Genomic DNA, 24140 nt, shown 5'->3' with positions numbered 1-24140 from the left:
GCCGGTCATCGAAAGGTTTTCACTTCATGTCTGCTGATCTCAACGGCTCCCGCGCACTGGTGACAGGGGCGGGCCACGGAATCGGCCGCGCCATCGCTGTCGCTCTTGCCGAGGCCGGCGCCGATGTCGCCGTCCATTACCACTCCTCCGCCGACGAGGCCGCGAAGACGGTCTCCGCGATCGAGGCACTGGGCCGCAGGGCCAAGGCGTTCAAGGCCGATGTCACCGTGACGGGCGATGTGGACCGGCTCGTCGAGGAGGCGACCGGCTTCCTCGGCGGCCTGGACGTGCTGGTCTGCAACGCGGGCCATCTGGTCGGCCGGGCCACGATCGCCGAGATGTCCGACGACCACTTCGAGCAGGTCATCTCCACGAATCTGACATCGACATTCCGCACCGTGCGGGCCGCACTGCCGCATCTGACGCAGTCGGCGGCCGGGCGCGTCATCACCATGTCCTCGCTGGCCGCGCACAACGGCGGCGGCCCCGGCTCGGTCGCCTACGCGGCAGCCAAGGCCGGTGTCCGCGGCTTCACCAAGGGCCTGGCCAAGGAGCTCGGCGGTACCGGCATCACGGTCAACACCGTGGCGCCCGGCTTCATCAAGGGCACTGCCTTCCACGACACGTTCACCGCGCCCGAGGCGCAGCAGGCGATGGAGGCGGGCATCCCGGTCGGCCGGGCCGGTACCCCGGAGGATGTCGCCGCCGCGGTCGTGCATCTGGCGTCGCCGTCGTCCGGCTTCCTCACCGCCACCACGGTGGACATCGACGGTGGCGTGTGGCCGCGTTGAGGAAGATCGCCCGGGAGCGGGGCGGCTGGTGGCACGCGTACGTCTGCCCGGCGCACGGTATGGAACTCGACCACGGTGACCTGCTCGCCGGAGTCTTCCCGGCGGGCGGTGCACGGTGTGCGTACGGCTGCCGGGTGGACGACGAGGCGGTGCGCGGCGCCTGGCTGGTGCTGTCGCACCAGGCGTGGGCGCGGCACCTGCGGGTGCTCGCCCACCGGGGCGAGCGTGCTCAGGCGGTGGAGCGGCTCGTCGAGTACGCCGGTCTGTACGCCGAGCTCGCCACCGAGCAGCACGGCGAGGCACAGACCTGGATGCTGCGCGGCCGACTCTTCCATCAGGCGCTGACCGACGCGATCTGGGCGGTCAATGTCGGGCACACCGTGATCACACTGGCCGAGGAGTCCACGGAGCATCTGGCGGCGTTGCTGCCACTCCTCGACGGCCTGGAGCGGGCGGCGCTGGACGCCCGGGACGTGCTGACCGGTCAGGGCCACCTCGCCTCCAACTACACCGCGTGGCTCAACGCCGCGGGTGTGGCGGCGAGCCGGGGCGCCGCCGCGGCCCGCGGCCAGGAGTGGGACGGCGCCAAGCAGTGGCTGGAGGGCGAGCACGGGCTGTACGCGCATCTGCGGGTCGCGGTCGCCGAAGACGGCTGGGAGTGGGAGGGCAGCACCTATTACCACGGATTCGTGCTGCGGGCCGCGCTGTTGGCGCTGCGCTCCATCGACCCCGCGGCCGTTCCGTCCGATGTGGTGGACGTACTGGCCGCGATGACGGACGTACTGGCGACGATCGCCACTGCGGGCGGTATTCTGCCCGCGCTGCACGACGGCCCGTATCTGCGCGGTCCGCTCGCGCTGGAGTGGCTCGAACTTGTCGCACTGGCACAGCAGTTGGTTCCCTGCCCCGCTCTCGATGCGGTGGCAGGGCGGGCTCGGGACGAACTCGGCGCACATGACGACGGGCTCGACCGCGAGCTGGGCGGATGGTTCGCGGGCCCCCCGCTGCCGGAGCGTCCGGTGCCGACGCCGGTCACGGTGTTCCCCACCGCCGGCTACGCGGTGCTGCACCACGCGGGCGTCCACGCACTGCTGGACTTCGGTCCGCACGGCGGCTCGCACGGGCACCGCGACAAACTGTCGCTGTATCTGTACGGGAACACCACCCCGTGGCAGCCCGACCCCGGTCAAGTGCCTTACGCTCACGCCGAGTTCCGTGATCTTTACGCATCGACCGAGGCCCACCCCACCTTCCGGGTGGACGGCGCGGAGCAGGCCGAGTGCACCGGGAAGTTGCTCGGCTCGGACGGCTCCCGCGTCACGGCCGAGGTGACGACGGCGTACGAAGGTGTGCGCGCGGTGCGGCAGGTCGCGCTCGGCGACAGCTATCTGGTCGACCTGCTGACCGTGACAGCCGAGGACGAGCGGCAGCTCACCGCGCAGCTGCGTCCCGGAGTCGCGCTGGACATCCAGCTCCAGGCCGCGGGTCCGGTGCGCACCACCTGGTACGGCGACGAGACCCTGCACGGCTGGCACACCCACACCCCCGGCGCGGCCGTGCGTCCGGTCACCCGGCCGGGCCCCGGTCCGGCCGACGATCCGCAGCGCATGCGTACCCGGGTCGACTTCACCGCGAAGTCGGACCGGATCACCTTCGCCTCGGTGTATCAGGCGGCGTCGGCGGGCCCCGCCGTCACCGGCGTACAGCTGGACGGTGACGGACTTCTGACGGTCTCGCTGGCCGACGACAGCACCGCACGGTTCCGGACGGAGGACTGACCCTTGTTGCTCTCGGCGACCCCGCCGCCCGGTCCGCGCCCCGCGCAGGAGGCGCGGTTGTACGAGGAGGCCGCCCGCCACCGCGGGCTGACCCCGCCCCGTACGCACCCTCTGGCCAGCATCACCTGGCTGGGCCCGGCCGCCTCCAACCCGGCGCTGGCCTACCGGGTCGGCGGCGACCCGGCCCATCTGGCGGAGAGCCGCCGCTGGATCGAGGCCGCGGTGCGGCTGCCGCACTGGGGCAAGGCCCATATGCCGGACCACGATCTGGACGCGGGCTGGCTGCTGCACCATCTGTCGCTCGCGTACCGGTGGATCGGCGACGATCTGCCGGACGGAGTGCGGGCACTGCTGCGGTACAAGCTGCTGCTCCAGGGGCGGCGGATGTACGAGTTCGCGGTGGCGAGCGAGGGCGGCTGGTGGTCGTCGTCGTACTGGCAGAACCACAACTGGATCTGTTACGCGGGTCTGGCAACGGCCGGATATGTGCTGGGCAAGGAGGAGTGGACCGAGCGTGCCAGGGACAACCTCGGCACGGTCCTCGATCTGATGCCCGAGGACGGCTCGCACGCCGAAGGTGTCGTGTACTGGCGCTACGGCGTGCCCTTCCTCGCCATCCATCTGGATCTCCTCCAGGAGGCGGAAGGCATCGACTGGTGGGGGCGGGGCGGTTTCCTCTCCCGTACCTTCCGCTACCGGCTGCACCAGACCGCCCCCGGCTTCGCGTTCAATGTCGACCACGGCGACTGCCACGACCGGCGCAGCGGGCACAGCGCCGGTCTGTACTACCGTCTCGCGGCCCAGTACGGCATTCCGGAGGCGCAGTGGATGGGCGATCTCGCCTCGGGTGAACTGCTGTGGCAGGAAGCCGCGGAGAGCGGGGTGCGGCCCGGGATCCTTCCGGAGGCCTACCTCGAATACCTCTGGTACGACCCATCCGTGGCCGGCGCCCGCCCCACCGAGACCAGGGCCTTCTTCCCGGATCTCGGTCTGCTCGCGGCCCGTACCGGCTGGGACGACGACGCCACGCTCGTCTCGTTCAAGGCAAGCCCCGGAGGTGGCCACAAGGCGTGGGAGACGTCGGCGAAGCACCGGGCCGAGCGGGGCTGGGAGACCCTCAACCAGGGGCACCACCACCCCGATTCGGGTTCGTTCGTGCTGGTCTCGCAGGGTGCGTTCCTCGCGGTCGACGAGGGCTACAGCAACCGCAAGCGGGCCGCGCACCACAACCTGCTGCTGGTGGACGGACAGGGGTACGCGGACGAGGACCGCTATCACGTCTACAAGGACATCCCGTACGAGCGGCAGGCCCGGCAGCGTGATGTGCTCGCCGCCCCCGACTGCGGCTGGGCGCATGCCACGGCGGAGATCGCGGCGATGTACGACCCCGGCCTCGGCGTCCGGCGGCTGGACCGGACGCTGGTGTTCACCCCGTCGGGGCGGCTCGTGCTGCTGGACCTCACCGAGGCGGACGTGGAGCGGGAATGGACGTTCCTGCTCCAGACCGACCGGCCGACCGAGCCGCAGCCGGACGGCAGCCGGCTGATCCGGTCCGGGGCGGCCTCGGCGCTGGTGCGGCAGTTCGCGCCGCTCGACGGTCCGTTCATCTCCGAGGCCACGGAGGTCGAGGCCAATCCGACGTCGAGTACGCCGGAGCTGCGCCTCACCCGCACGCTGCACACGCTGCGTGCGGCGACCGCGCGGACGTCGACCGGTCTCTTCCTCACCGCGATCACCCCGGGCGGCGGACCGGTCGCCGCCGAGCGGGTCGTGTGCGTGGAGGGCGAGGGCGTCACCTTCGGTGAGGAGACCGTGCTCCTCTCCCCCGTCGCCCGTCGCATCCGTACCGCCGCCGTCTCGGCCGATGCGGCGGCAGTGCTGCTAGGCGGCGACAACTGCGCCCCGTATGTGGTGGCGGCCACCCGGCTGGAGCTGGACGGCCGCGTGCTGCTCGATGTCCCGGAGCCGTACACAGGAAAGGTCGGCTGATCATGCAGGCAACCCTCTCGTCCGGCTGGCCGACGCTGCTGCGGCGGCTGGAGTTCGTGGCCTACCCGGCGGCCGCCGGGGCTGCCTTCACCCTGCTGTCGCTCGGTGTCGTGACCTGGCTCCCCGCGCTCGCCGCAATGGGGCACGCCCTCCAGCGGTGGCGGGTGGAGGGTGACAGCCGCTGCTTCACCAACACCTTCGCCGCCTTCCCGCAGTACTGGCGGTCCCTGTGGCGCCACAGCCTGGCGTCCACCGCGGCGGGCATCGTCCTGGCCGCCAACATCGTCCATCTGCTGGGCCGTCCGGAGCCGTGGACGTTCGTGCTGCTCGCCGCGCAGGTGGGCATCGCGGCCGCGCTCACGATCCACCATGTGGCGCTCGCGGCCGAGGCGGGCCGCTCGCCGCACGGCACGGTCCGCACCTGGTCGCGCGGTGCGCTGGCCCTCGGCTTCGGCTCGGCGGCCCGTGGCACCGCACTGCTCGGCGCGGTGGTCTCCGCCGCGCTGATCTCCCTCGTCGTACCGCTGGGACCCCTGCTCCTCGGCCCCAGCATCCCCGTACTGCTCGCCCTGTCCTTCGCAGACCCCAGGAGGCACACCCCATGAGCCGTGTACTGCGCACCACCCTCGTCGCCGCGCTCGCCGCCGGCGCACCGCTCGCCTTCCCCCCGCCTTCGGTAGCCGCCGAGGCCGCCACCGCGTACTACGTGTCGCCGTCCGGCAGCGACTCCAACGCCGGTACGTCGGCGGGCGCCCCGCTCGCCACCATCCAGAAGGCGGTCGACCTGGCGCCGACGGGCGCGGTGGTCAACCTCGCCGCCGGTACGTACAAGCAGGACGTCGTGACCAAGCGCTCCGGTGTCACCATCACCGGCCCGGCGAACGCCGTGGTGAAGGGGGCCGGCGACGCACGGATCATCCAGGTGCAGCACGACTCGACGACGCTCAGCGGCTTCACCGTGGACGGGCTGCACGGGTCGGCCGGCGACGTGTCGGGGTACCGCCTGAAACTCATCTATGTCATGAGCACGACTCCCGGTAACGGGGTGGGCGCGCTGCGGATCACCGGGATGACGCTGAAGAACGCCGCCGACGAGTGCCTTCGGGTGCGCTATCTGGTGACCGGGGCGGACATCTCCGACAACACGATCACCAACTGCGGGGTCGCCGACTTCAAGTTCGGCGGTGGCGGCAAGAACGGCGAGGGCATCTACCTCGGCACGGCCCCCGAGCAGCAGGGGGCGAACGGCGCCCCGGACGCGTCCCCCGACATCAGCAAGAACAACCGCATCCATCACAACACCATCGCCACCCAGGGCAACGAGTGCGTCGACGTGAAGGAGAACTCGACCAACAACTACGTCGAGTACAACGACTGCAGCGGTCAGAAGGACTCCAGCTCCGGCGGTCTGGACGCGCGCGGCAGCGGCAACATCTTCCGCTACAACACCATTCACGACAACGTCGGCGCGGGCATCCGGCTCGGCGGCGACACCGCGACCGACGGCATCGACACCAGTGTCTACGGCAACACCATCACCGGTAACGCGGGCGGCGGCATCAAGTTCATGCGCACCCCGCAGGGTCCGGTGTGCACCAACACGATGAGCGGCAACACCGGTGGCGACTCGGTCGGCACCTACGGCAGCGAGTACACGCCGACCGGTGCGTGCCCCCAGTGAGCGGGCGGGGACCCGCGAGACGCGGGGTACTGACAGCGGCCGCAGGTCTGGCGGCGGTCGCCGCGACGGCGCCGGGCGCACAGGCCGCCGAGGCGTCGAACAGCGGCATGGGCCGGTCGCGCTGGACGACGTCCTGGGCGACCGCGCAGACCGCGCCGACCGTCACCGACACGGTGGCGAGCGCCGGTCTGAGCGACGGCACGTTCACCGCCAACGTACGGCTGTCGGCGGGCGGAACGGTCCGGCTGCGCTACGGGCACGCCTTCGGCACGGTTCCGGTCCTGATCGGCCCTGTGACGGCGGGCGGCCGGCCGGTGACGTTCGGCGGGCGGCGGCAGGCGTGGATCGCCGCGGGCGCCTCGCTGACCAGTGACCCGGTCGCCGGTCTGCGTGCCACCGAAGCGGCGGTTCTGACGGTGGAGACCCGGCTCCCCGGCCCCACCGGGCCGCTGTCCTTCCACCGCAACACCCATGCCTCGCACACCGTGGACGGCGTGCGCACCCCATCGGTGTTCCTGCTGACGGGTGTCGAGGTGACGGGTGCGCACGGACCGGTGATCGCGGTGCTCGGCGACTCCATAGCGGAGGGCGTCGGCACACCCGACGACGCCGATCTGCGCTGGCCCGACCAGCTGGCCAGGCGCCTTCCCGGTTCGGCCGTCGCCAATCTCGGCATCAGCGGCAACCGGGTGCTGCTGGACGACGCCCGGTTCGGGCCGAGCGGACAGGCACGCTTCGACCGCGATGTGCTGTCGCTTCCGGGGCTGCGGACCGTACTCGTCCATCTCGGCGTCAACGACCTCCAGCAGCCGCCGAGTCAGACCGATCCGGCGCGGGTTCTGGCCGGGTACCGACAGCTGGTGCTTCGCGCCCGTAACGCCGGGCTGCGGGTGGTCGGCGCGACCATCACCCCGTTCGGGGGCTGGACCCGCTGGACGCCGGAGCTGGAAGCGGTACGGCAGCAGGTCAACGCGGCGGTCCGGACCGGCCGGGTCTTCGACGCCGTCGCCGACTTCGACGCGGCACTGCACAACGCGGAACAACCGTCGCGGATGCTGCCCGCGTACGACAGCGGCGACGGACTGCACCCCAACCCCGCCGGTCATGCCGCGCTGGCCGCGGCCGTCGACCGCCGACACCTTCTGTGAGGGCCGCATCATGAACCCAGGCACCACTTCGGGAACCACCCGACGCAGCGTTCTCGCCGGGGCGGCGGTGCTCGGCGCAGCCGCCGCCCTGCCGATCACGCTCACCGCGGCCACCGCGCACGCGGCGGCCGGGAACGCGGCGGCCGGGAACGCCGTCGTCGATGACGCCGCCTCCCTGCGCACCCGCTGGCACACCCTGCTCACAGGAGGCCCGGGGCTCGACCTGACGGACCCGCAGATCGCGGCGGCCGTGGCCAGGATCGGCAAGGCCGCCACCACCTCGGCGAAGGGTCTCGACCCGACCCGTACCGACGGGCTGTTCCCCGATCTGACCAGCACCACGCTCTCCAACCACGTCACGACATCGTTCAAGCGGCTCGCCACGGTCGCGACCGCGTGGGCCGTGCCCGGCACCCCTCAGTACGGTGACACCGCGCTGCGCGATCTGCTGCTGGCGGGCATCGACTGGATGCTGACGAACCGGTACGGCCCCGGCCACACCCGGTTCGACAACGACTGGGACTGGGAGATCGGCTCCGCCCTCGCCCTCAACGACGCGTCCGTGCTGCTGTACGACGCGCTCGGGACGGAGCGGCTGGGCCGGATCAACACCGCTGTCCGGCACTACACGCCCGACCCGAACCTCTGGCGGGCCGACCGGCAGATCGCGACCGGCGCCAACCGGGTGTGGATCTCCACCGTCGTCGCCGTCAACGCCGTGCTCAGCGACAACGGCGGCGATCTGGCCCGGGTCCGTGACGCTCTTTCGGACGTCGAGGGTTCGGGTGCCAACAGTGTCCTCGCCTTCAACGACGAGGGCGCGGCGGCGGAGGGTACCGGCGAGGGCTTCTATTCCGACGGTTCGTTCCTCCAGCACTACAAGCACCCGTACAACGGGGGGTACGGCAAGGAGCTGCTCAACAATCTCTCCCGGCTGCTGAACCTGCTCGCGGGTACGGCGTGGACGGTCACCGACCCCGATCTCGACAACGTCCGCAGCTGGATCGACGACGGTTTCGACCCGCTGCTGGCGCGCGGCGATGTGATGGCATCGGTGTGCGGGCGCGAGATAGCCCGCCCCAGCAAGCAGGGCCATGTCTCGGCGCAGACGGTCATCGAGGCGGTGGTGCGACTGATCCCGAGCTTCCCCGGCAAGACGGCCGACCGGTTCACCGCCCTGGTCAAGCAGTGGATCGCCGAGGACACCTACCGGGACTTCCTGGCCGTCACCGACCTCGCCTCGCTCGTCGCCGCCCGGCAGGTCATCGCTTCCCCGGTCCCTGCGCGTGGTCCGCTGGTCGCGCACAAGCAGCACCCGCGGATGGACAAGGCGGCCCACCACCGGCCGTCCTTCGCGCTGGGCATCTCCGCGTACTCGTCCCGGATCTACAACTACGAGTCGATCCAGAACGAGAATCTGCACGCCTGGCACCTCTCCGACGGCATGGTCCTGCTCTACACCGACGACCTCGGGCACTACAGCGAGGACTACTGGCCGACCGTCGACCCGACCCGGCTGCCCGGCACCACCGTCATCGCCGGCCGACCCGCGGACGCGGCGGGGCAGCGCACCACCAGTACGGCTGACTGGGCGGGCGGCACCGCACTGCCCGGGACGACGCTCGGTGCGTACGGCATGGAGCTGCGCGCATACGGAAGTTCGCTGCACGGTCTGAAGAGCTGGTTCTGCCTGGACGACGTGATCGCCTGTGTCGGCTCGGGCATCACCTCCGACGCGGGCACGGCCGAGACGGTCGTGGAGAACCGGAAGCTCCGCGACCCGAAGGCGGCCCTGCTCGTCAATGGCACGGCCGCGCCCACGGACGCCGGCTGGTCGGCAGAGCTCGACCAGGTGCGGTGGCTGCATGTCGCCGGGACCGGCGGCTACGTCTTCCCCGAGCCCGCCACGCTCCACGGCCTGCGTGAGGACCGCACCGCGACCTGGCGCGAGATCAACCTCAAGTACGGCACGGACACCCCGGTCACCCGCCCGTATCTGACGCTGTGGCAGGACCACGGCACCGCACCGAGCGGGGCGGGCTACTTCTGGCTGCAGGCCCCGGCAGCCTCCGCCGAGCGCACGAAGCAGTGGTCGTCCGCGCCTCCGGTGAAGCTGATCGCCCGCTCCAGCGCTGTGCATGCGGTACGCCGCTGCGCGGATGGTCTGGTCGCCGCGAACTTCTGGACCGCGGGCACCGCACAGGACCTGACCTCGGACGGACCCGCCTCGGTGCTCGTACGACCGGAGGGAAGGACGGTGGAGGTGTCGCTTTCCGACCCGACACAGCTGCGGACCTCGGTCGTCCTCGACCTGGCGCAGCGCGGGCTGCGCGTCGTCTCCGCCGATCCGGGTGTCAGCGCCGCACCCACCGGCAAGGGCATCCGGATCACCGCCGACACCACTGGACGCCACGGTGCAACCCTCAACCTCACCCTGAAGAGGAGCTAGACCCTTGCTGTTCGACATGCCCCTGGACCGGCTGCGCGACTACCGGCCGGAACCGGAGGAGCCGGCCGACTTCGACGCCTTCTGGGAAAAAACGCTCACCGAGACGGCCCGCCACCCCCTGGACGCCGAGTTCGTCCCGTACGACGCCGGATTCGCGACCGTCGATGTGCTCGATGTGACGTTCCGCGGCTGGGGCGGGCAGCCCGTGAAGGCATGGCTGATGCTGCCGAAGGCACGCTCGGGTCCGCTGCCCGCCGTGGTCCAGTACATCGGCTACAACGGCGGCCGGGGCATTCCGTACTCCTGGCTGACCTGGAGCGCACTCGGCTACGCACATCTGGTCATGGACAACCGGGGCCAGGGTGGCGGCGGCAAGAACACCGCGGACACCCCTGACATCGGCCCCGACGGGCACGGCTCGTCCTCGCCCGGCTTCCTGACCCGCGGCATCGAGGACCCGTACCGCCAGTACTACCGGCGGCTGATCACGGACGCGGTGCGGGCGGTGGACGCGGCGAAGGCCCACGAGGCGGTGGACGCGTCCCGGGTCGCGGTGCTCGGGGGCAGCCAGGGCGGCGGGCTCGCCCTGGCCGTCGCCGGGCTGCGGGACGACATCGCGGCGGCCGTCGCCGATGTGCCGTTCCTCTGCCACTACCGGCGTGCCTCGCAGATCACGGACGCCGGGCCGTACGCGGAGATCGCCCGCTGGCTGTCCGGGCACCGCTTCCGGATCGACGAGGCGATGGAGACCCTGTCCTACTTCGACGGGGTCAACTTCGCGGCACGGGCGAGTGCCCCGGCGTGGTTCTCGGTCGGTCTGATGGACCGGATCTGTCCGTCGTCCACGGTGTTCGCCGCGTATCACCGCTATGCGGGTCCGGCCGAGATAGAGGTGTTCACGTACAACGGGCACGAGGGCGGCGCGGAGTACGACCTGCCGCGCAAGGTCGGCGCGCTGCGCGGCGTGTTCGGTCGATAGCGCGGCCCGGTCACCGGCCCAGCGCCACCATCGCGGCGTTGTGGCCGGGAACCCCGCTGACTCCACCGCCGCGTACGGCGCCCGCCCCACACAGCAGAACATTGGCGTGCGCCGTCTCCACACCCCACCGGCCGGTGGATTCGGTGGCGTACGGGAAGGCGAGGTCCCGGTGGAAGATGTGGCCGCCGGGCAGCCGCAGGTCCTGTTCGAGGTCGAGCGGTGTCTTGGCCTCGATGCACGGCTCGCCGTTCTCGTCGCGTGCCAGGCAGTCGGTGATCGGCTCGTCCAGGTGCGCGTCGAGTTCGGCGAGCGTGGCCGTCAGCAGCTCGGTGCGCGTCGCCGCGTTGTCGGCGGCGAAGAGCCGGGCGGGGGTGTGCAGGCCGAAGAGGGTGAGGGTCTGGTAGCCGCGGGCGGCGAGGTCGGGGCCGAGGATCGACGGGTCGGTCAGCGAGTGGCAGTAGATCTCGGACGGCGGGGCGGCGGGCAGCCGGCCCGCCGCCGCGTCCCGGTAGGCGTCGGCGAGCTGCCCGTACCCCTCGGCGATGTGGAACGTGCCGGCGAAGGCCTCGCGCGGGTCGACTGAGCGGTCACGCAGTCGGGGCAGCCGGGTGAGCAGCATGTTCACCTTCAGCTGCGCGCCCTCGGCCGGGGTGGGCGGCTCGTCCCTCAGGAGGGCCGCGAGCGCCTGCGGCGAGGCGTTGACGAGGACCTTGCGGGCCGAAACGACGTGCTCCGCCTCGGGTGAGCGGACGGTGATCTCGGCCCGTGCTCCGTCGGTCTCGATACGGGTCGCCTCGTGCCGTAGGCGGATCTGAGCGCCGGCCTCGCAGGCGGCACGGGCGAGGGCGTCGGTGAGCGCACCCATGCCGCCGACCGGGACGTCCCAGTCGCCGGTACCGCCGCCGATGACGTGGTAGAGGAAGCAGCGGTTCTGGAGCAGGGACGGATCGTGCGCATCGGCGAAGGTGCCGATCAGGGCATCGGTGAAAACGACTCCGCGTACGAGGTCGTCATGGAAGTTCTTCTCGACGGCGACACCGATGGGCTCCTCGAACAGTGTCCGCCAGGCCTCCTTGTCACCGATCCGCTCGCGCAGCGCGTCCCGCGTCGGCAGAGGTTCGGTGAGTGTCGGGAAGGCCCGCTCGGCGACGCGTCGCGTCATGCCGTAGAAGCGCTGCCACGCCTCGTACTCCCGGTCCGAGCCGGTGAGTGCGGCGAAGGATTCCCGGGTGCGGTCCCCGCCGACGAGCAGCCCGGTGGCGCGGCCGCCGCGCACGGTCGGGGTGTACGAGGAGACGGTCCGCTTGCGTACGGCGAAGTCCAGGCCGAGATCGCGGACGATCTTCTGCGGCAGCAGGGACACGAGGTACGAGTAGCGCGACAGTCGGGCGTCGACCCCGTCGAAGGGGCGGGTCGAAACGGCCGCTCCGCCGGTGGTGGCGAGGCGTTCCAGGACCAGGACGGACTGTCCGGCGCGAGCGAGGTAGGCGGCGGCGACCAGACCGTTGTGGCCGCCGCCCACAATCACTGCGTCATAGCTGTCGGGTGCGGGCATGACCCTTCGTAGCACGGGACGATCACCCCTGACCAGAGGCGGTGGCGTCCGGTCGGTGCGGAGGTACTCCCCGCCCGCGGCGCAGCGCCGCGACCCGGCGGTACAGCTCTACGGCCTCCGGTCCCCGGCCGAGCTGCTCCAGGCAGTGTGCCTCGTCGTTGCGGGCGGCGAGGGTGTCGGGGTGGTCGGCGCCGAGGACCCGTTCGCGGGCCGCGGCGACCTGGCGGTAGACGGTGAGGGCGTCGGCCCAGCGGCCGAGCCAGCCGAGGCCGACGGCGACCTCGCGGCGACTGACGAGGGTGTCGGGGTGGTCTGGGCCGAGGACGCGTTCGCGGACCGCGCACACGTCGCGCGCCTCGGCGAGCGCTTCCTCCCAGCGGGCGAGGCGGCCCAGATTGACGCCGAGGCCGTGGCGGGCGCGGAGCGTCTCGGGGTCGGCGGGACCGCCCACCCTGGTCCGGTCGTCGACGAGGGCGCGGTACAGCTCCAGGGCCTCCGCGCTGCGGCCCAGGCGGCCGAGGCTGATGCCGACCTCGTAGCGGGCGCAGAGCGTGTCGGGATGGTCGGCGCCGAGCGACCTCGACCGGGCCTGGGCGACTTCGCGGTAGGTCTGCAGGGCCTCCGTCCAGCGTCCCAGCCGGCCGAGCGTGTACGCCACTTCGTAGAGCGTGACCAGGGTGTCGGGGTGGTCGGCACCGAGCAGGCGGGAACGGGCCGACGCCACGTCCCTGGCCATCCGGTACGAGTCCTCCAGGCGTCCGAGCCTGCTGAGGTTGAAGGCGAGGTTGTGGCGGCAGCGCAGGGTGTCGGGGTGGTCGGGGCCCATCGACCGTTCCCTGGAGGCGAGGACCGTCGCGTACACCTGATGGGCCTCGAAGTGCCGGCCGAGCTGGCCCAGGACGTACGCCATCTCCTGGCGGGCCGCGAGGGTCTCCGGATGGTCGGGTCCCAGGGTGCGTTCGCGCCCCTGGGCGACCCGGCCGAACTCCCGCAGGGCGTCCGACGCGCGCCCGGTGCGGCTGAGGGTGAAGCCGACCTCGTACCGGCTGGAGAGGGTGTCGGGGTGGTCGGGGCCGAGGGCGTGCTCGCGTTCGGCGGCGACCGCACGGTGTACTTCGCCGGCCTCCTCCCAGTGGCCGAGCCTGCCGAGGTTGAGGCCCGCGCTGTGCCGGTTGGCGAGGATGGAGAGCAGTTCCGGCGACGGGGTCGGCCGCTCGGCCCTGACCTGTGGCAGTTCTCCGGTGAGGTATCGCATGTCGGTGCCGGTGGTCCACTCGCCGGTGAGGTCCGCCAAGTGGTCGGGCGGCGCGAGCCCGAGGGCGCCGGACGCCTTGTGTCCGGTGGTCATGCCGCGGGTCCAGGCCGGCAGCTCCTGCCCGGGCCGCACGACGGGAACGGGCGGCGCGAGCCGTACCTGTCCCGAAGGCTGGAGCTGCGGCTGCTCGCCGGTGCGGCCGACGGCGATCCGCTGCCGCAGGTCGCCCGCGTCGACGGGCCGCTCCTCCGGGGTCTTGGCCAGCAGTTCCAGGACGACACGGTCGAAGAATCCGGGGAGTTCGGCCCGGTGGGTGCGCAGTGGCTCGGGCTGGGTGTCACGGTGTCCGACGAGCACGGCCCAGGCGTCTTCGAGGTCGAACGGCGGTGCTCCGGTGGCGATCTCGTACAGGACGCAGCCCAGTGAGTACAGGTCGCTGCGGTGGTCGACATGGCCGCCGCTGATCTGTTCGGGCGACATGTAGTGCGGGGTGCCCATGGCGATGCCCGTACCGGTGAGGCGGGAGGTGAAGCCGATGTCGTGGCCGAGCCTGGCGATGCCGAAGTCGCAGATCTTCACCGTGCCGTCGGCCAGCCGCATGATGTTGGCGGGCTTGAGGTCGCGGTGCACGATGCCCTGCTGGTGGGTGTAGCCGAGGGCGTCGGCGACCTGTTCGGCGATGTCGACGATGTCGGGCACCGGCAGCGGATGCTGCTTGTTGTCCTCCAGGAGCTGGCTGAGGTTACGGCCGTCGAGGAGTTCCATCACCAGGTAGAGAACGCCCTCGTGCTCACCGAAGTCGTGGACGACGGTGACGCCGCGGTGCTGGAGCGCGGCGGCGACGCGGGCCTCGCGGCGGAAGCGTTCACGCAGGATGCGGGTGAAGGACTGGTCGTGCTGGGGCCCCATCGGCTTGAGGCATTTGACGGCCACGTGGCGGCCGAGCGACTCGTCGCAGGCTCGCCACACCTCGCCCATGCCTCCGCGCCCGATCAGATCGAGCAGTCGGTACCGGCTCTGGATCAGCCTGGTGTCCGCCATCGCCTGCTGTCGCCCCCGTCGCTTCGCCTACCCCTGTGCCCTCCCCGGCCCGTCCAGTATGGCGGCCTGGCTGCGCAGTTTGTACGGGGTGGGGCGGCTGCCGGGGCCGAGTCGGGCCATCGCGTTCAGAATGTGACCGGGCGGGAGTTGCCAGCGAAGCCGGGAGGGAATGCAGCGCAGGGCGGTTCCGGCGGTGCGCAGGCGGAGGTCGACGGTGCGCACGGGCCCCACGGGTCTGCCGTAGAGCTCGTGGGCGTACGGGGGCAGTGACTGGTAGGCGAGTGCCGCGACGCGCCGCCACATCAGTGCGCGCGCCGGTACGAGCAGCGGATGAACGGGGGGACGGCGCAGGAAGTCGTCCACGTCCAACGCCTCCGGGGATGCGGCGAGTTGTGGCCGCACCCGTTCGAAGTAGGCGGCGAGCTGCGCGGTGCCGGCCGGCACGTCGGCGGGGTCGAGGCCGACGAGACGCGCGCTGTGGCGGTGCTCGTCGATGTAGCGGTCGGCCTGGGCGTCGGTGAGCGGGAAGCCGGAGCGGCGTTCGACCTGGAGGTAGGAGTCGACCTCGGCGCAGTGCACCCACAGCAGCAGCTCGGGTTCGTCGACGCCGTACGTCTCCCCGGTCACCGGGTCGGTGACCTTGAGGAGCCGGTGGATCCTGCGGACCCTGGCACCCGCCTTCTCGGCCGCTTCAGTGGTGCCGTAGGTGATCGTTCCGACGAAGCCGGCCGTACGCATCAGCCGCCCCCAGGCGTCCTTGCGGAAGTCGGAGTTCTGCATGACGCCGCGTACGGCGCGCGGATGCAGCGCCTGGAGGTAGAGCGCACGCACCCCGGCGACCCACATCATCGGGTCGCCATGCATCTGCCAGGTGACGGATTCGGGCCCGAAGAGCCCGGGATCGGCATTCACCATGTCGCTCGCGCCTCCCACCATGTGGCGGTCCTGCTGGGCGGCAGGGTGCCGGCCGACCCGATGCTGGCGACAGGAATGCCGACGCCGTCCGCAATCACCCCGGATATGGTGCCCGCCGGCCTTCCGCGCCAAGCCGATTCCATATCCCGAATGCGTACGAATATGGCCCTCACCTCAGGCGCTGCCACCGGCGGGGGCATCGTCCCCTCCGCAGGGGCGGCACTGACGAGTCTCAGCGTCCGGAACCTTCCGTGCGGTTGCTCGTATCAGGCACGGGGGACGACGGCGACTGGGCACCGCGCGTGATGGATGGCAGCTTGGGCTACGGGGCCCAGGTGTGACGCCAGGGCGGAACGGTGCTTGCGTCGGCCGACGACCAGCAGCCCGGCGCCCTCGGCGGCCCGTACGACGGCCTTGGCGGGGCTTTCGAGTGCGATGCTCTCGGCCACCTCCACGAGGGGGAACTTCTCACGCCAGGGGCGGAGGGTCTGGCTGAGGCGCTTCTGCGCGTCGTGAGTGATTTCTTCCGTCACATCGTGATCCACACCCCAGGGCACATAGGCATCGAGCGGCAGACTCTGGCCATGGACGGCCCGAAGAGGCATGCCCCGCGCTGCTGCGGTACCGAAGGCGAATGCGAGCAGGTCGTCGTGGGAGCCGTGCAGTTTCAGTGCCACCACTACGCCGCCTGCGGCAGCTGGGACGGACTGTGGCCCTTCTCCGCTCGCTTCGGCCCGCACCAGGACCACCGGCCTCTCGGCCCGTGCCACGACGGACATGCTGATGTCTCCCAGGAAATAACTTTCGACAGGCATCAGCCCTCGCGAACCGAGCACGATCATCTCGGACTCCGATGCCGCTCGCAGCAGTGCGTGCTGGGCGTCGTCGGCAATCAGCTCGCCGACGACAGGGAGGCCGGGGTGGCGCGCCTGGAGCTCGGCCCGCGCGTTGTGCACAATCCGCTTCGCCCAGTAGTTCTGATCCGTCGCCGCAGGAATGCCCGGCGTATCCGGCACCAGCAGAGGCCACGCGTGCAACAGGCGCAGCGTGAGTCTGCGCCTCTCGGCTTCGTCCGCGGCCCAACGGGCAGCGGCAAGACTCTCGGGTGAGCCGTCGAGGCCCACGGTGACAACTGGCTCCATGACGACTGCCTCCGTCTCGTAAGAAGCTGGAACGACGTGAACGAGCCCGCTTGTCCGGACTGCTGTCGTCCGTGTGTCCTGGTCCGAAACCAGGCAGGCGACGGTGAGGGGTCACCGATGGTGTGAGCATCTGCGCCGAACACGGCTTCTTCACTTTCGAGGAGTACCCCAGATCTCCTCGTGGCGCATGCGGGCCCTGATGGGGCAGGGTCCGGCGGGACGCGCGTCGGGGCAGGGACCGGGTCCTCCTCCGAAGACTCCGGCCACCGCGACCGGAGACCTGCCGGACGAGCCGTTGCGCTACGGCCACTGCGGAGGGCTGTCCGCCGTCGCGCCACGCCCCGCTCCTCGTCCGCAGGAGCAGCCGCGACACCGCAGCGACATCATCCTCTGCGTGATGCGTTCGCGTAGGCCCATGGCGTCGTGGCTCACCGCCGTTCGGCGCTGATGCTTGACTTTGAACGTGGTCTCCTCCGTAACGTCGTCCCATGGCAGACGAGAAAAGCGCGGGCAAGCCCGGAAAGCTGCCGCGCTCGCTGTACGAACGGGAGCTGTACCGACTCCAGACCGAACTCGTGAAGCTCCAGGAGTGGGTGCGGGCGGAAGGCGCACGGCTCGTCGTGGTGTTCGAGGGGCGTGACGCGGCAGGCAAGGGCAGCACGATCAAGCGCGTCACCGAACACCTCAATCCCCGCGTTGCGCGCATCGTCGCGCTGCCGCGGCCGACCGAGCGCGAGCGCAGCCAGTGGTATTTCCAGCGCTACGCCGAGTACCTGCCGGCTGCGGGGGAAGTGGTTCTGCTCGACCGGAGCTGGTACAACCGCGCGGGCGTCGAACGCGTCATGGGTTTTTGCACCATGGAGGAACACCAGCGGTTCCTTCGCCAGTGCCCGATCTTCGAGCGGATGCTGGTGGAGGACGGCATTCTGCTGCGTAAATACTGGTTCTCCGTGAGTGACGCGGTGCAGGAGGAGCGGTTCCGACGTCGACTGCAGGATCCCACCCGCCGGTGGAAGCTCTCGCCGATGGATCTGGAATCGATCACCCGATGGGAGGCGTACTCGCGGGCGAAGGACGAGATGTTCGTCCATACGGACATCTCGGAGGCTCCCTGGTATGTCGTCGAGAGCGACGACAAACGCCGGGCCCGGCTGAACATGATCGCCCATCTGTTGTCGACCGTGCCGTACGGGACAGTGACTGCACCGGTGATCGAGCTGCCCCCGCGGCCGCCGGCCACCGGGTACCAACGGCCGCCGAGGGACCTTCAGACGTATGTTCCCGACCACGCGTCGGAACTCAGGGGGTGAGGCGGAACGGTCGCCACACGATCAGGCTGCCAGAGGTAAGACAGCCACCGGCGTGGTGGTGCCCGGCACCGGCCGCGCCGCTCTCGCACCCGACGAGAGCTTCGGGAGAGACTGGAGATGGATTCGCCGGACTTCCTCGACCTCGCCGAGGCACTCAGCGAGCAGACGGCTCTCCTCCTTCAGGAGGCCCCCACGGCGTAGTGGGGCTGGTCGGCCCCACAACAGGCCACAAGGCCCCACCTCCGCCCCTGCTCCGCCGGGCGGGGCTCGGAACAGAGCGCAGACCTGCGGCGCGCAGGAGGTGCCCGCCATGAAAGACCCCGTGACCGTCGGTGTCGATGGCTCTCCCGAGAGCCGGGCGGCTGTCGCTTGGGGCGCCCAGGAGGCGTCCTTGCGGCAGGTGCCGCTGAGACTCGTCCACGTCATCGACTGGCCCATCAGCCCCGCCGTTCCACGGCTGGGCCGCGAGACGGCAGGCCGATGGGCCGACGAGGCGCTCACCGAGGCCCTGGGGGAGGTACGCCGCCGGCACCCACGCCTGGAGATCACCGCCCGGTGCCTTTCCGGCAGGCCGGCAGCAGCCCTGGCTGTCGAAGCTGCCGACGTCGGCCTGCTCGTCCTGGGTTCCCGCGGCCTGGGCAGTCTGGTGGGCTTTCTCGTCGGCGCGGTGGGCACGGCGACACTCGTGGCCACCGATACGCCCGTGGTCCTCGTGCGGGTCGCGGATGAACCGAAGCACGCCGATCCCACCCCGTACGGCGAGATCGTCGTGGGTGTCGACACCCACGACGCACCCGACAAGGTTCTCGCCTTCGCCTTCGAAGAGGCCGCCCGCCGCGGTTGCGCCTTGCGGGCGATCCACGGCTGGAAGCTTCCGCCCGCCTACAGGTCCTTCCCGTTCATCGACTCCTACGACGAACGGGCAGCAGGCCGAAGTGCCGCGCAGCTGCTGGACGAACTGCTGCTGCCCTGGCGCCACGAATTCCCGTCCGTGAGCGTGGACCAGACGGCGTTCATGGGCTCCGCGGGCGGTCAACTCGTCCAGGCCGCGGCAGGCGCGGACCTCGTCGTCGTCGGCCGACACCTGCGCCGCTCTCCTCTGGGTGCGCACCTCGGACCGGTGGCCCATGCCGTCCTGCATCACGCCACCGCCCCCGTGGCCGTCATCGCCCACGACTGACGCCCCCGAGCGAAGGGGAATTCGGACCATGATGCATCGCACTGTCTCCGAGGTCATGACCCGGGATGTGTCGACGGCCGCCCCCGAGGCGTCACTCGAGCCGGTCATCCGGATCCTGGACCACAACCATGTATCGGCCCTGCCCGTAGTGGACACGCGTCCGTCGAATACGCCGTGGACGACCTGGCGCCGGATCACGGACCAGCGCGTAACACCGGCGACCGCCGAGTGCCCACGCCAGGGGGCGAAAGGAGCCGACCGCCTTTCGCGCACGGTGCCGGGAGTCGTGGACGTGACGGCTCGGTTCGACGCCGAAGTTCCGGCGTGAAGGAGTGCGACGATGAGGCATCGCAGTGTCTCCGACCTCATGACACCCGCAGCCGTCAGCGTGCAGCGCGGCACCTCGTTCAAGGAGATCGCCCGGCTCCTCGACGAATTCGGCGTCACCGCCGTGCCCGTCGTGGACGAGAAGGAGTGTCCCGTAGGCGTCGTCTCCGAAGCCGACCTGCTGCGCAGGCGCAGTTCCGGGAGCGGCGCGAACACCGCCGTTGGTCTCATGAGCCACCCGGCGATCACTGCGGCGCCCGAGTGGAGCGTCGTCCGCGCGGCCCGCATCATGGAGAAGCGCAAGGTCAAGCGACTCCCGGTCGTCGACGGCGAGGGCCGGCTCATCGGAGTCCTGAGCCGCAGCGACCTCCTGCAACTCTTCCTGCGCAGGGACCGTGCAATCCAGGAGGAGATCCTCGAAGACGTCCTGACCCACACGCTCCGGCTCAGTCCGTCGTCGCTGACCGTCGAAGTAGCCGATGGTCTCGTGACCCTCAGTGGCACCGTGGAACGGCACAGCCTCGTCCCCATCGTCCTGCGTCTGTGCCGGAGCGTCGACGGAGTCGTGGACGTGATCAATCGGCTCAGCTACGAGCAGGACGACATGCCGGTCGATGTACGAACGGGCACCTAGCGGCGGGAGGCGGCGGGAGAAGGCCATGCCACATCGACAAGTACACGAGTTCGTGGCCCGCGGGTGGTCTCCGTCCCGGAAACGCCGTCTTCGGACAAATGGGCGAGGCGCGCCCCCTGACCGCAAGCCAGGGCCAGTCCGAGGGAGGTCATCATGGACCCACGCATTGTCGTCGGGCTCGACGGATCCGCAGAAAGCGCCGCGGCGGCCCATTGGGCCGCGAGGGAGGCGCTCCTTCGCAGCGTGCCGCTGCACCTTGTGCATGCCGAGGAACGGTCATCGCCACCCGGCATTCCTGCCGCCAGGTCCGATGTGGCCCGCGAGTGGGTAAAGGCCCTGCTGCGCGACGCCTCCGACGAGCTTCGGGAGAAGCACCCCCAGCTGGACATCAGCACCCAGTCGTTCGACGGTCGGCCGGCTGACTCTCTTGCCGGTGTCACGGCCACCGCGGGCATGCTGGTCCTCGGCTCCCGAGGACTGGGCACGCTCACGGGTTTCTTCCTCGGTTCGGTCGGCATGGCAGTCATCCACGCCGTGGAGCGGCCCGTTGTCCTGGTACGCGCGACGGAGGACGCGATCCCGCACGCCCGGGGCCTCCACTCGGACCGTGACGTGGTCGTGGGCATCGACATCAGCCGACCCTGCGATGCTCTCCTCGCCTTCGCATTCGACGTGGCATCACGGCGGGCCTGCAGACTCCGTGCGCTGCACAGCTGGATGCTGCCCCCACTGGCCGGGTCGGGATTCGCGTACAGTCCGGAAGTCAACGCGCAGATCGCTCAAAGCATGAACACCGGCCTGGACGACATGCTGAAGCCCTGGCGGGACATGTACCCGGCGGTCACCCTCGACGCACAGGTGCCGATCGGACATGCTTCCGAGCAACTCCTGGATACAGGTTCCGAAGCGGGCCTCATAGTCGTCGGCCGTCGCATCCGCCGGTCCCCGATCGGCGCGCACGTCGGCCCGATCACTCACGCGGTCCTCCATCACTCCACCGCACCCGTCGCCGTCATCGCCCACGAATGAGGTCCCGCGGCACCGCGCCCCCGTGCTGCTGGGCGAAGGAATCGGAGTACTGGACCTGGCCCCCTCACCCGGGACCGTGCGGGCACTCGCCGAGGTCACGCTGGTCTGGGTGCTCTTCGCCGATGCCGCGCGGCTGTCTTCCGGGCCCTGCTCCCTGAGCTCGGTCTGTGTGTACGACTTCTGCTGCTCGGGGCTGCCGGTGTGCGCCGGTCTCGGCACTCTGCCGGCCATGGCCCTGCTCCCCGGGGTGTCGGGCTGGGCCGCGCTGTACGTGGCGGCCGCACTCGCTCCGACACACGCCGCGCTCGGCGCCATGATGATCAATCCGGTGGTGCCTCGCCCGGTGCCCCGGACGGTCCCCGCTCAGACTGACTTCTGGCGGGACCGGCTGGACGGTGTCCCGCCATTGGACCTGCCGGATCACCGGCCGCGCCCTGTGATCCGTCAAGCGGCACCGCCACGCACGAGCGCGAGCTGCCAGCCCCCGCCGCCGCCCTCGCGGAGCTGAGCCGGAGCCACGGCATCGCCTCGACCGCGATCCTCGCAGCCGCCGTCACCGCCCTGCTTGCCCGCTACTCCGGCCAAGAGGACGTCTCGCTCGGCACCGGTCTCCCCATGCTCCGGCTACTCCGTCGTCGTCCGCACCGGCGTAGACACGGCGGACATCCACGCGACCTATCTGCGCGACGGAACGGGAGCCGCGATGGCGAAGTTCATCGCGATGACGAGCCGGAAGGGCCCCTTCCCGGACAACGGGAACGAGGAGCCCGTCCCCGCACCGGCCGACTTCGGGCTGCCCGCCCAGGACGATGGCTCCCGCGACGACCCGCTGCTGGGTCAGAACATGCTCGGCTGTACGGGCTATGGGCCCGACTTCGCCGCGCTCCAGGCCGCCTCGACGCGTCGTCGTCGCAGCGGGCAAGGAGTCCGACGGAGAGTTCGCCGCCCGCGCCGCGGCGGAGATCGCGGCGCGGCTGGGCACCGGGCCCGCGGTCTTCCCCGGCAATCACGGTGGTTTCCTGGGTGGCGAGTTCGTCCGGCACGGGGCTCCGTCGGAGTTCGCGCAGACCCTCCGCGAGGTACTGCGCACCGACCGCTGATCCGACGCGGAGTCAGCTGCCGCGAGGGTTCGCGCGTCAGCCCTCGAAGACCAGGCGGATGTTCTGGTGGGTGATGTAGGAGAGCGCCTCTCCGGCCGGGAGGACGGGCCGGAGCGCTTCGTACACCGCCCGGACGCGCTCGGAACCGTACGCGCGCATGTCCCCGGTGGCCTGCAGGAGCAGGCCACCACCGGGCAACGGCTTCACCGCCGAGAACGCTCCCCTGGACTCCACTCCGCCCTGGCCACCGAGCTGTCGGGCGACACCCGGTGAGCAGACGGTGATCCAGGAGTAGCCCCGGAGCTCGTGGTTCAGCTCCGGCAGCGTCTCGTACGGGAAGACGCCGAGCGCCACTTCGAAGGCGCTGCGCCCGGTCGCCACCTCGACATCGTCCGCGATGCAGCCGTACAGACACGCCCGCCCTTCGGCTCCCGCCACTTCCAGCCGGCGGTCCAGGAAATTCCTCCAGCGCTGCTGGACCGCCGGCGACGTGTCCGGCGCGGCGAATTCCTGGCTCAAACCGTCGACCGCGAAGGTCACCCACTCGGGGGCGTCGTACTGACGCCTCATGGAAAGGGTGATCCACGGGCTGCCCGGATATCCGTCCGCGCCGAGCCGGCACAGACGGACATCCGCCCCCAACGGAACGTCCTCGACGCCCTGGAGGAACTTCTGCCAGCCACGGGGGGACCACACGCTGGAAGAGATCTTCCGCCCCTTCGCCGTGTTGCGGGTCACCGCGAAGGACCCCCAGAGTTCGCCGGGTTCCCCGAAGGGAATTCCGCTCTTCCTCAGCACATTCGAGCGTCCCGTGAGGTCCAGGGATGCCGCGAAGGGGTTCAGATCGGCGCCGGCCAGTTCGGCGAGCGCGTCCTCGAACCACCCCTCGGTCATTTTCCGCAGATCCGAAGCCGCATCAGGAAGCTCGAACACGGCCTCCACGCGAATGTTCGCATTGAAGCGGAATTCGGATTCTGCAGTTCTCATTTCCCCTACCCGTTTCCGTTCAATTTCCCGCCCGCGTGCCTTTTGGGCACCTATGCCACCGGCGGGATCATACCGCGCGTACCGAATAAGGCCCCACGCCGTCGCGCATCCGCCCTAGAAGACCGGAATGAACGGCATGGGTAGCGGACCGGTTCCCGGATTCGGCGTAAAGGGATTGTTGGACCAGTCGTGGTTCTCCACGTCGCGGTGCCGCAGACCTGTTGAGCCAGTGGGACGATCACAGCAGTTGGGAGGAACGGCACTTGCGCCGAGTGGCATCCCTCAAACTCGCTGAAATGAGCGGCGGCGGCACGTGGCCCCAATGCGCGCAAGCACTTCACGTGCCATGGAACACAGCACAACAGCCAGAAGGTACTCAAGCGAGAACTCTCGCCCCGCAGCCTGTGGCCAGCGTTCCATCAGTCCGTTGAGTCCCTCGCCCGCTGCCTCGACGACACCTTCCCCCGCATCGATTATCAACGCCGCCGTGAAGCGCTCCAGCCCTGGCACCTGCCGCATGCGCATTGGATCGAACTCTGCAACGGACTCGACACGTTCCGCCAGGGCCGCACATCGCCCAGCCAAGAAGCAGCAACCGTTCTTATCTGGGTCGAAACCACACACAAAGACCACCTCCACAGCACCATTCTGAATTCCTTGCGGAAATCAGGCCGCAGCACTCAACAAGTGGTCGCCTCAATTAATCAGATGCGCACACCCGCAAACTGCAAGGGCGCCAAACGCGAGCTGCTTCACCGTATCGCGGCGCATGCCGCCTGCCTTGCCGCCCAGTGCGATCAAGCGACGAGCATCCTTCCAGCCAGTCTCGGCAGGCCCGACTCCCCAAGTC

At 70.3% G+C, this 24140-nt stretch carries 21 protein-coding genes; 15 read left to right on the top strand and 6 right to left on the bottom strand.

Annotation, left to right across the window (positions count from 1 at the left end; translation table 11 throughout):
• Positions 1 to 26: 26 nt before the first annotated feature.
• From IEZ15_RS18335 to IEZ15_RS18300, 8 genes are read left to right on the top strand one after another with little or no spacing between them, the layout of a single operon-like run.
• Positions 27 to 791 carry an SDR family NAD(P)-dependent oxidoreductase gene (locus IEZ15_RS18335; protein ID WP_189278102.1) on the top strand — a complete coding sequence of 255 codons (765 nt, stop codon included), beginning with the start codon at positions 27 to 29 and terminating at the stop codon, positions 789 to 791.
• On the top strand, positions 779 to 2569 hold the full coding sequence (locus tag IEZ15_RS18330) for a heparinase II/III domain-containing protein (RefSeq protein WP_229845949.1): 1791 nt from the start codon (positions 779 to 781) through the stop codon (positions 2567 to 2569). The genes IEZ15_RS18335 and IEZ15_RS18330 overlap by 13 nt, the downstream gene beginning before the upstream one ends.
• Positions 2570 to 2572: 3 nt before the next feature.
• Positions 2573 to 4558, top strand: a complete 1986-nt coding sequence (locus tag IEZ15_RS18325) for a DUF4962 domain-containing protein (protein ID WP_189278099.1) — start codon at positions 2573 to 2575, stop codon at positions 4556 to 4558.
• A gap of 2 nt (positions 4559 to 4560) precedes the next feature.
• Positions 4561 to 5163 (top strand): DUF624 domain-containing protein, encoded by a 603-nt coding sequence (locus IEZ15_RS18320; protein ID WP_189278097.1) that lies wholly within the window; start codon positions 4561 to 4563, stop codon positions 5161 to 5163.
• Positions 5160 to 6239 (top strand): DUF1565 domain-containing protein, encoded by a 1080-nt coding sequence (locus IEZ15_RS18315; RefSeq protein ID WP_189278095.1) that lies wholly within the window; start codon positions 5160 to 5162, stop codon positions 6237 to 6239. Before IEZ15_RS18320 ends, IEZ15_RS18315 begins: the two co-directional genes overlap by 4 nt.
• On the top strand, positions 6236 to 7387 hold the full coding sequence (locus tag IEZ15_RS18310) for an SGNH/GDSL hydrolase family protein (protein WP_189278093.1): 1152 nt from the start codon (positions 6236 to 6238) through the stop codon (positions 7385 to 7387). The genes IEZ15_RS18315 and IEZ15_RS18310 overlap by 4 nt, the downstream gene beginning before the upstream one ends.
• A gap of 10 nt (positions 7388 to 7397) precedes the next feature.
• Entirely contained in the window at positions 7398 to 9836 is a 2439-nt protein-coding gene (locus IEZ15_RS18305) for a polysaccharide lyase 8 family protein (protein ID WP_189278091.1), read from the top strand.
• 4 nt (positions 9837 to 9840) lie between these two features.
• A complete protein-coding gene (locus IEZ15_RS18300) occupies positions 9841 to 10815 on the top strand; it encodes an acetylxylan esterase (protein WP_189278090.1) in 975 nt (324 codons plus the stop codon).
• Between the two features lie 10 nt (positions 10816 to 10825).
• Here IEZ15_RS18300 and IEZ15_RS18295 read toward each other — a convergent pair whose 3' ends face one another.
• The 4 genes from IEZ15_RS18295 to IEZ15_RS18280 all read right to left on the bottom strand — a co-directional run bounded on the left by IEZ15_RS18295 (position 10826) and on the right by IEZ15_RS18280 (position 16723).
• Entirely contained in the window at positions 10826 to 12370 is a 1545-nt protein-coding gene (locus tag IEZ15_RS18295; RefSeq protein ID WP_189278088.1) for a phytoene desaturase family protein, read from the bottom strand.
• Between the two features lie 22 nt (positions 12371 to 12392).
• Positions 12393 to 14666: a serine/threonine-protein kinase gene (locus tag IEZ15_RS18290; RefSeq protein WP_189278086.1), complete on the bottom strand. Its 2274-nt coding sequence runs from the start codon at positions 14664 to 14666 to the stop codon at positions 12393 to 12395.
• A 27-nt stretch (positions 14667 to 14693) separates the two neighbouring features.
• A complete protein-coding gene (locus IEZ15_RS18285; RefSeq protein WP_114248794.1) occupies positions 14694 to 15581 on the bottom strand; it encodes an oxygenase MpaB family protein in 888 nt (295 codons plus the stop codon).
• A 266-nt stretch (positions 15582 to 15847) separates the two neighbouring features.
• On the bottom strand, positions 15848 to 16723 hold the full coding sequence (locus IEZ15_RS18280) for a universal stress protein (protein ID WP_114242799.1): 876 nt from the start codon (positions 16721 to 16723) through the stop codon (positions 15848 to 15850).
• Positions 16724 to 17211: 488 nt separating this feature from the next.
• Here IEZ15_RS18280 and ppk2 point away from each other — a divergent pair, with 488 nt between their 5' ends.
• The 7 genes from ppk2 to IEZ15_RS44760 all read left to right on the top strand — a co-directional run bounded on the left by ppk2 (position 17212) and on the right by IEZ15_RS44760 (position 22303).
• Positions 17212 to 18033 carry a polyphosphate kinase 2 gene (gene ppk2, locus IEZ15_RS18275; RefSeq protein ID WP_114242800.1) on the top strand — a complete coding sequence of 274 codons (822 nt, stop codon included), beginning with the start codon at positions 17212 to 17214 and terminating at the stop codon, positions 18031 to 18033.
• A gap of 310 nt (positions 18034 to 18343) precedes the next feature.
• Positions 18344 to 19213, top strand: a complete 870-nt coding sequence (locus tag IEZ15_RS18270; protein WP_189278085.1) for a universal stress protein — start codon at positions 18344 to 18346, stop codon at positions 19211 to 19213.
• 28 nt (positions 19214 to 19241) lie between these two features.
• A complete protein-coding gene (locus IEZ15_RS18265) occupies positions 19242 to 19541 on the top strand; it encodes a CBS domain-containing protein (RefSeq protein ID WP_189278083.1) in 300 nt (99 codons plus the stop codon).
• Positions 19542 to 19553: 12 nt separating this feature from the next.
• On the top strand, positions 19554 to 20174 hold the full coding sequence (locus IEZ15_RS18260; RefSeq protein ID WP_114242802.1) for a CBS domain-containing protein: 621 nt from the start codon (positions 19554 to 19556) through the stop codon (positions 20172 to 20174).
• A 153-nt stretch (positions 20175 to 20327) separates the two neighbouring features.
• Entirely contained in the window at positions 20328 to 21203 is an 876-nt protein-coding gene (locus IEZ15_RS18255; protein WP_189278081.1) for a universal stress protein, read from the top strand.
• A gap of 22 nt (positions 21204 to 21225) precedes the next feature.
• Positions 21226 to 21711, top strand: coding sequence for a hypothetical protein (locus tag IEZ15_RS44765; protein WP_229845948.1), 486 nt, complete (start codon positions 21226 to 21228; stop codon positions 21709 to 21711).
• Positions 21712 to 22066: 355 nt separating this feature from the next.
• Positions 22067 to 22303 (top strand): hypothetical protein, encoded by a 237-nt coding sequence (locus IEZ15_RS44760; protein ID WP_229845947.1) that lies wholly within the window; start codon positions 22067 to 22069, stop codon positions 22301 to 22303.
• A gap of 36 nt (positions 22304 to 22339) precedes the next feature.
• On the opposite strand, the gene IEZ15_RS18240 is transcribed toward IEZ15_RS44760, so the two are convergent.
• Together IEZ15_RS18240 and IEZ15_RS18235 are read right to left on the bottom strand one after the other, a co-directional pair.
• Positions 22340 to 23290: a hypothetical protein gene (locus tag IEZ15_RS18240; RefSeq protein ID WP_189278079.1), complete on the bottom strand. Its 951-nt coding sequence runs from the start codon at positions 23288 to 23290 to the stop codon at positions 22340 to 22342.
• A 282-nt stretch (positions 23291 to 23572) separates the two neighbouring features.
• A complete protein-coding gene (locus IEZ15_RS18235) occupies positions 23573 to 23929 on the bottom strand; it encodes a hypothetical protein (RefSeq protein ID WP_189278077.1) in 357 nt (118 codons plus the stop codon).
• Positions 23930 to 24140: the final 211 nt, after the last annotated feature.

The sequence above is a fragment of the Streptomyces atratus genome (genome assembly GCF_014648655.1).
GTDB lineage: Bacteria > Actinomycetota > Actinomycetes > Streptomycetales > Streptomycetaceae > Streptomyces > Streptomyces atratus.
This window is presented reverse-complemented; position numbering and strand designations above follow the sequence as displayed.

What these genes read in the sequence shown, in the direction of transcription:
- IEZ15_RS18295 (WP_189278088.1), bottom strand. Translation starts at nt 12,370, where the DNA reads ATGCCCGCACCCGACAGCTATGACGCAGTGATTGTGGGCGGCGGCCAC.
- IEZ15_RS18305 (WP_189278091.1), top strand. Translation starts at nt 7,398, where the DNA reads ATGAACCCAGGCACCACTTCGGGAACCACCCGACGCAGCGTTCTCGCC.
- IEZ15_RS18260 (WP_114242802.1), top strand. Translation starts at nt 19,554, where the DNA reads ATGAGGCATCGCAGTGTCTCCGACCTCATGACACCCGCAGCCGTCAGC.
- IEZ15_RS18255 (WP_189278081.1), top strand. Translation starts at nt 20,328, where the DNA reads ATGGACCCACGCATTGTCGTCGGGCTCGACGGATCCGCAGAAAGCGCC.
- ppk2 (WP_114242800.1), top strand. Translation starts at nt 17,212, where the DNA reads ATGGCAGACGAGAAAAGCGCGGGCAAGCCCGGAAAGCTGCCGCGCTCG.
- IEZ15_RS18290 (WP_189278086.1), bottom strand. Translation starts at nt 14,666, where the DNA reads ATGGCGGACACCAGGCTGATCCAGAGCCGGTACCGACTGCTCGATCTG.
- IEZ15_RS18335 (WP_189278102.1), top strand. Translation starts at nt 27, where the DNA reads ATGTCTGCTGATCTCAACGGCTCCCGCGCACTGGTGACAGGGGCGGGC.
- IEZ15_RS18270 (WP_189278085.1), top strand. Translation starts at nt 18,344, where the DNA reads ATGAAAGACCCCGTGACCGTCGGTGTCGATGGCTCTCCCGAGAGCCGG.
- IEZ15_RS18265 (WP_189278083.1), top strand. Translation starts at nt 19,242, where the DNA reads ATGATGCATCGCACTGTCTCCGAGGTCATGACCCGGGATGTGTCGACG.
- IEZ15_RS18280 (WP_114242799.1), bottom strand. Translation starts at nt 16,723, where the DNA reads ATGGAGCCAGTTGTCACCGTGGGCCTCGACGGCTCACCCGAGAGTCTT.
- IEZ15_RS44760 (WP_229845947.1), top strand. Translation starts at nt 22,067, where the DNA reads ATGGGCCCGACTTCGCCGCGCTCCAGGCCGCCTCGACGCGTCGTCGTC.
- IEZ15_RS18315 (WP_189278095.1), top strand. Translation starts at nt 5,160, where the DNA reads ATGAGCCGTGTACTGCGCACCACCCTCGTCGCCGCGCTCGCCGCCGGC.
- IEZ15_RS18285 (WP_114248794.1), bottom strand. Translation starts at nt 15,581, where the DNA reads ATGGTGAATGCCGATCCCGGGCTCTTCGGGCCCGAATCCGTCACCTGG.
- IEZ15_RS18320 (WP_189278097.1), top strand. Translation starts at nt 4,561, where the DNA reads ATGCAGGCAACCCTCTCGTCCGGCTGGCCGACGCTGCTGCGGCGGCTG.
- IEZ15_RS18240 (WP_189278079.1), bottom strand. Translation starts at nt 23,290, where the DNA reads ATGAGAACTGCAGAATCCGAATTCCGCTTCAATGCGAACATTCGCGTG.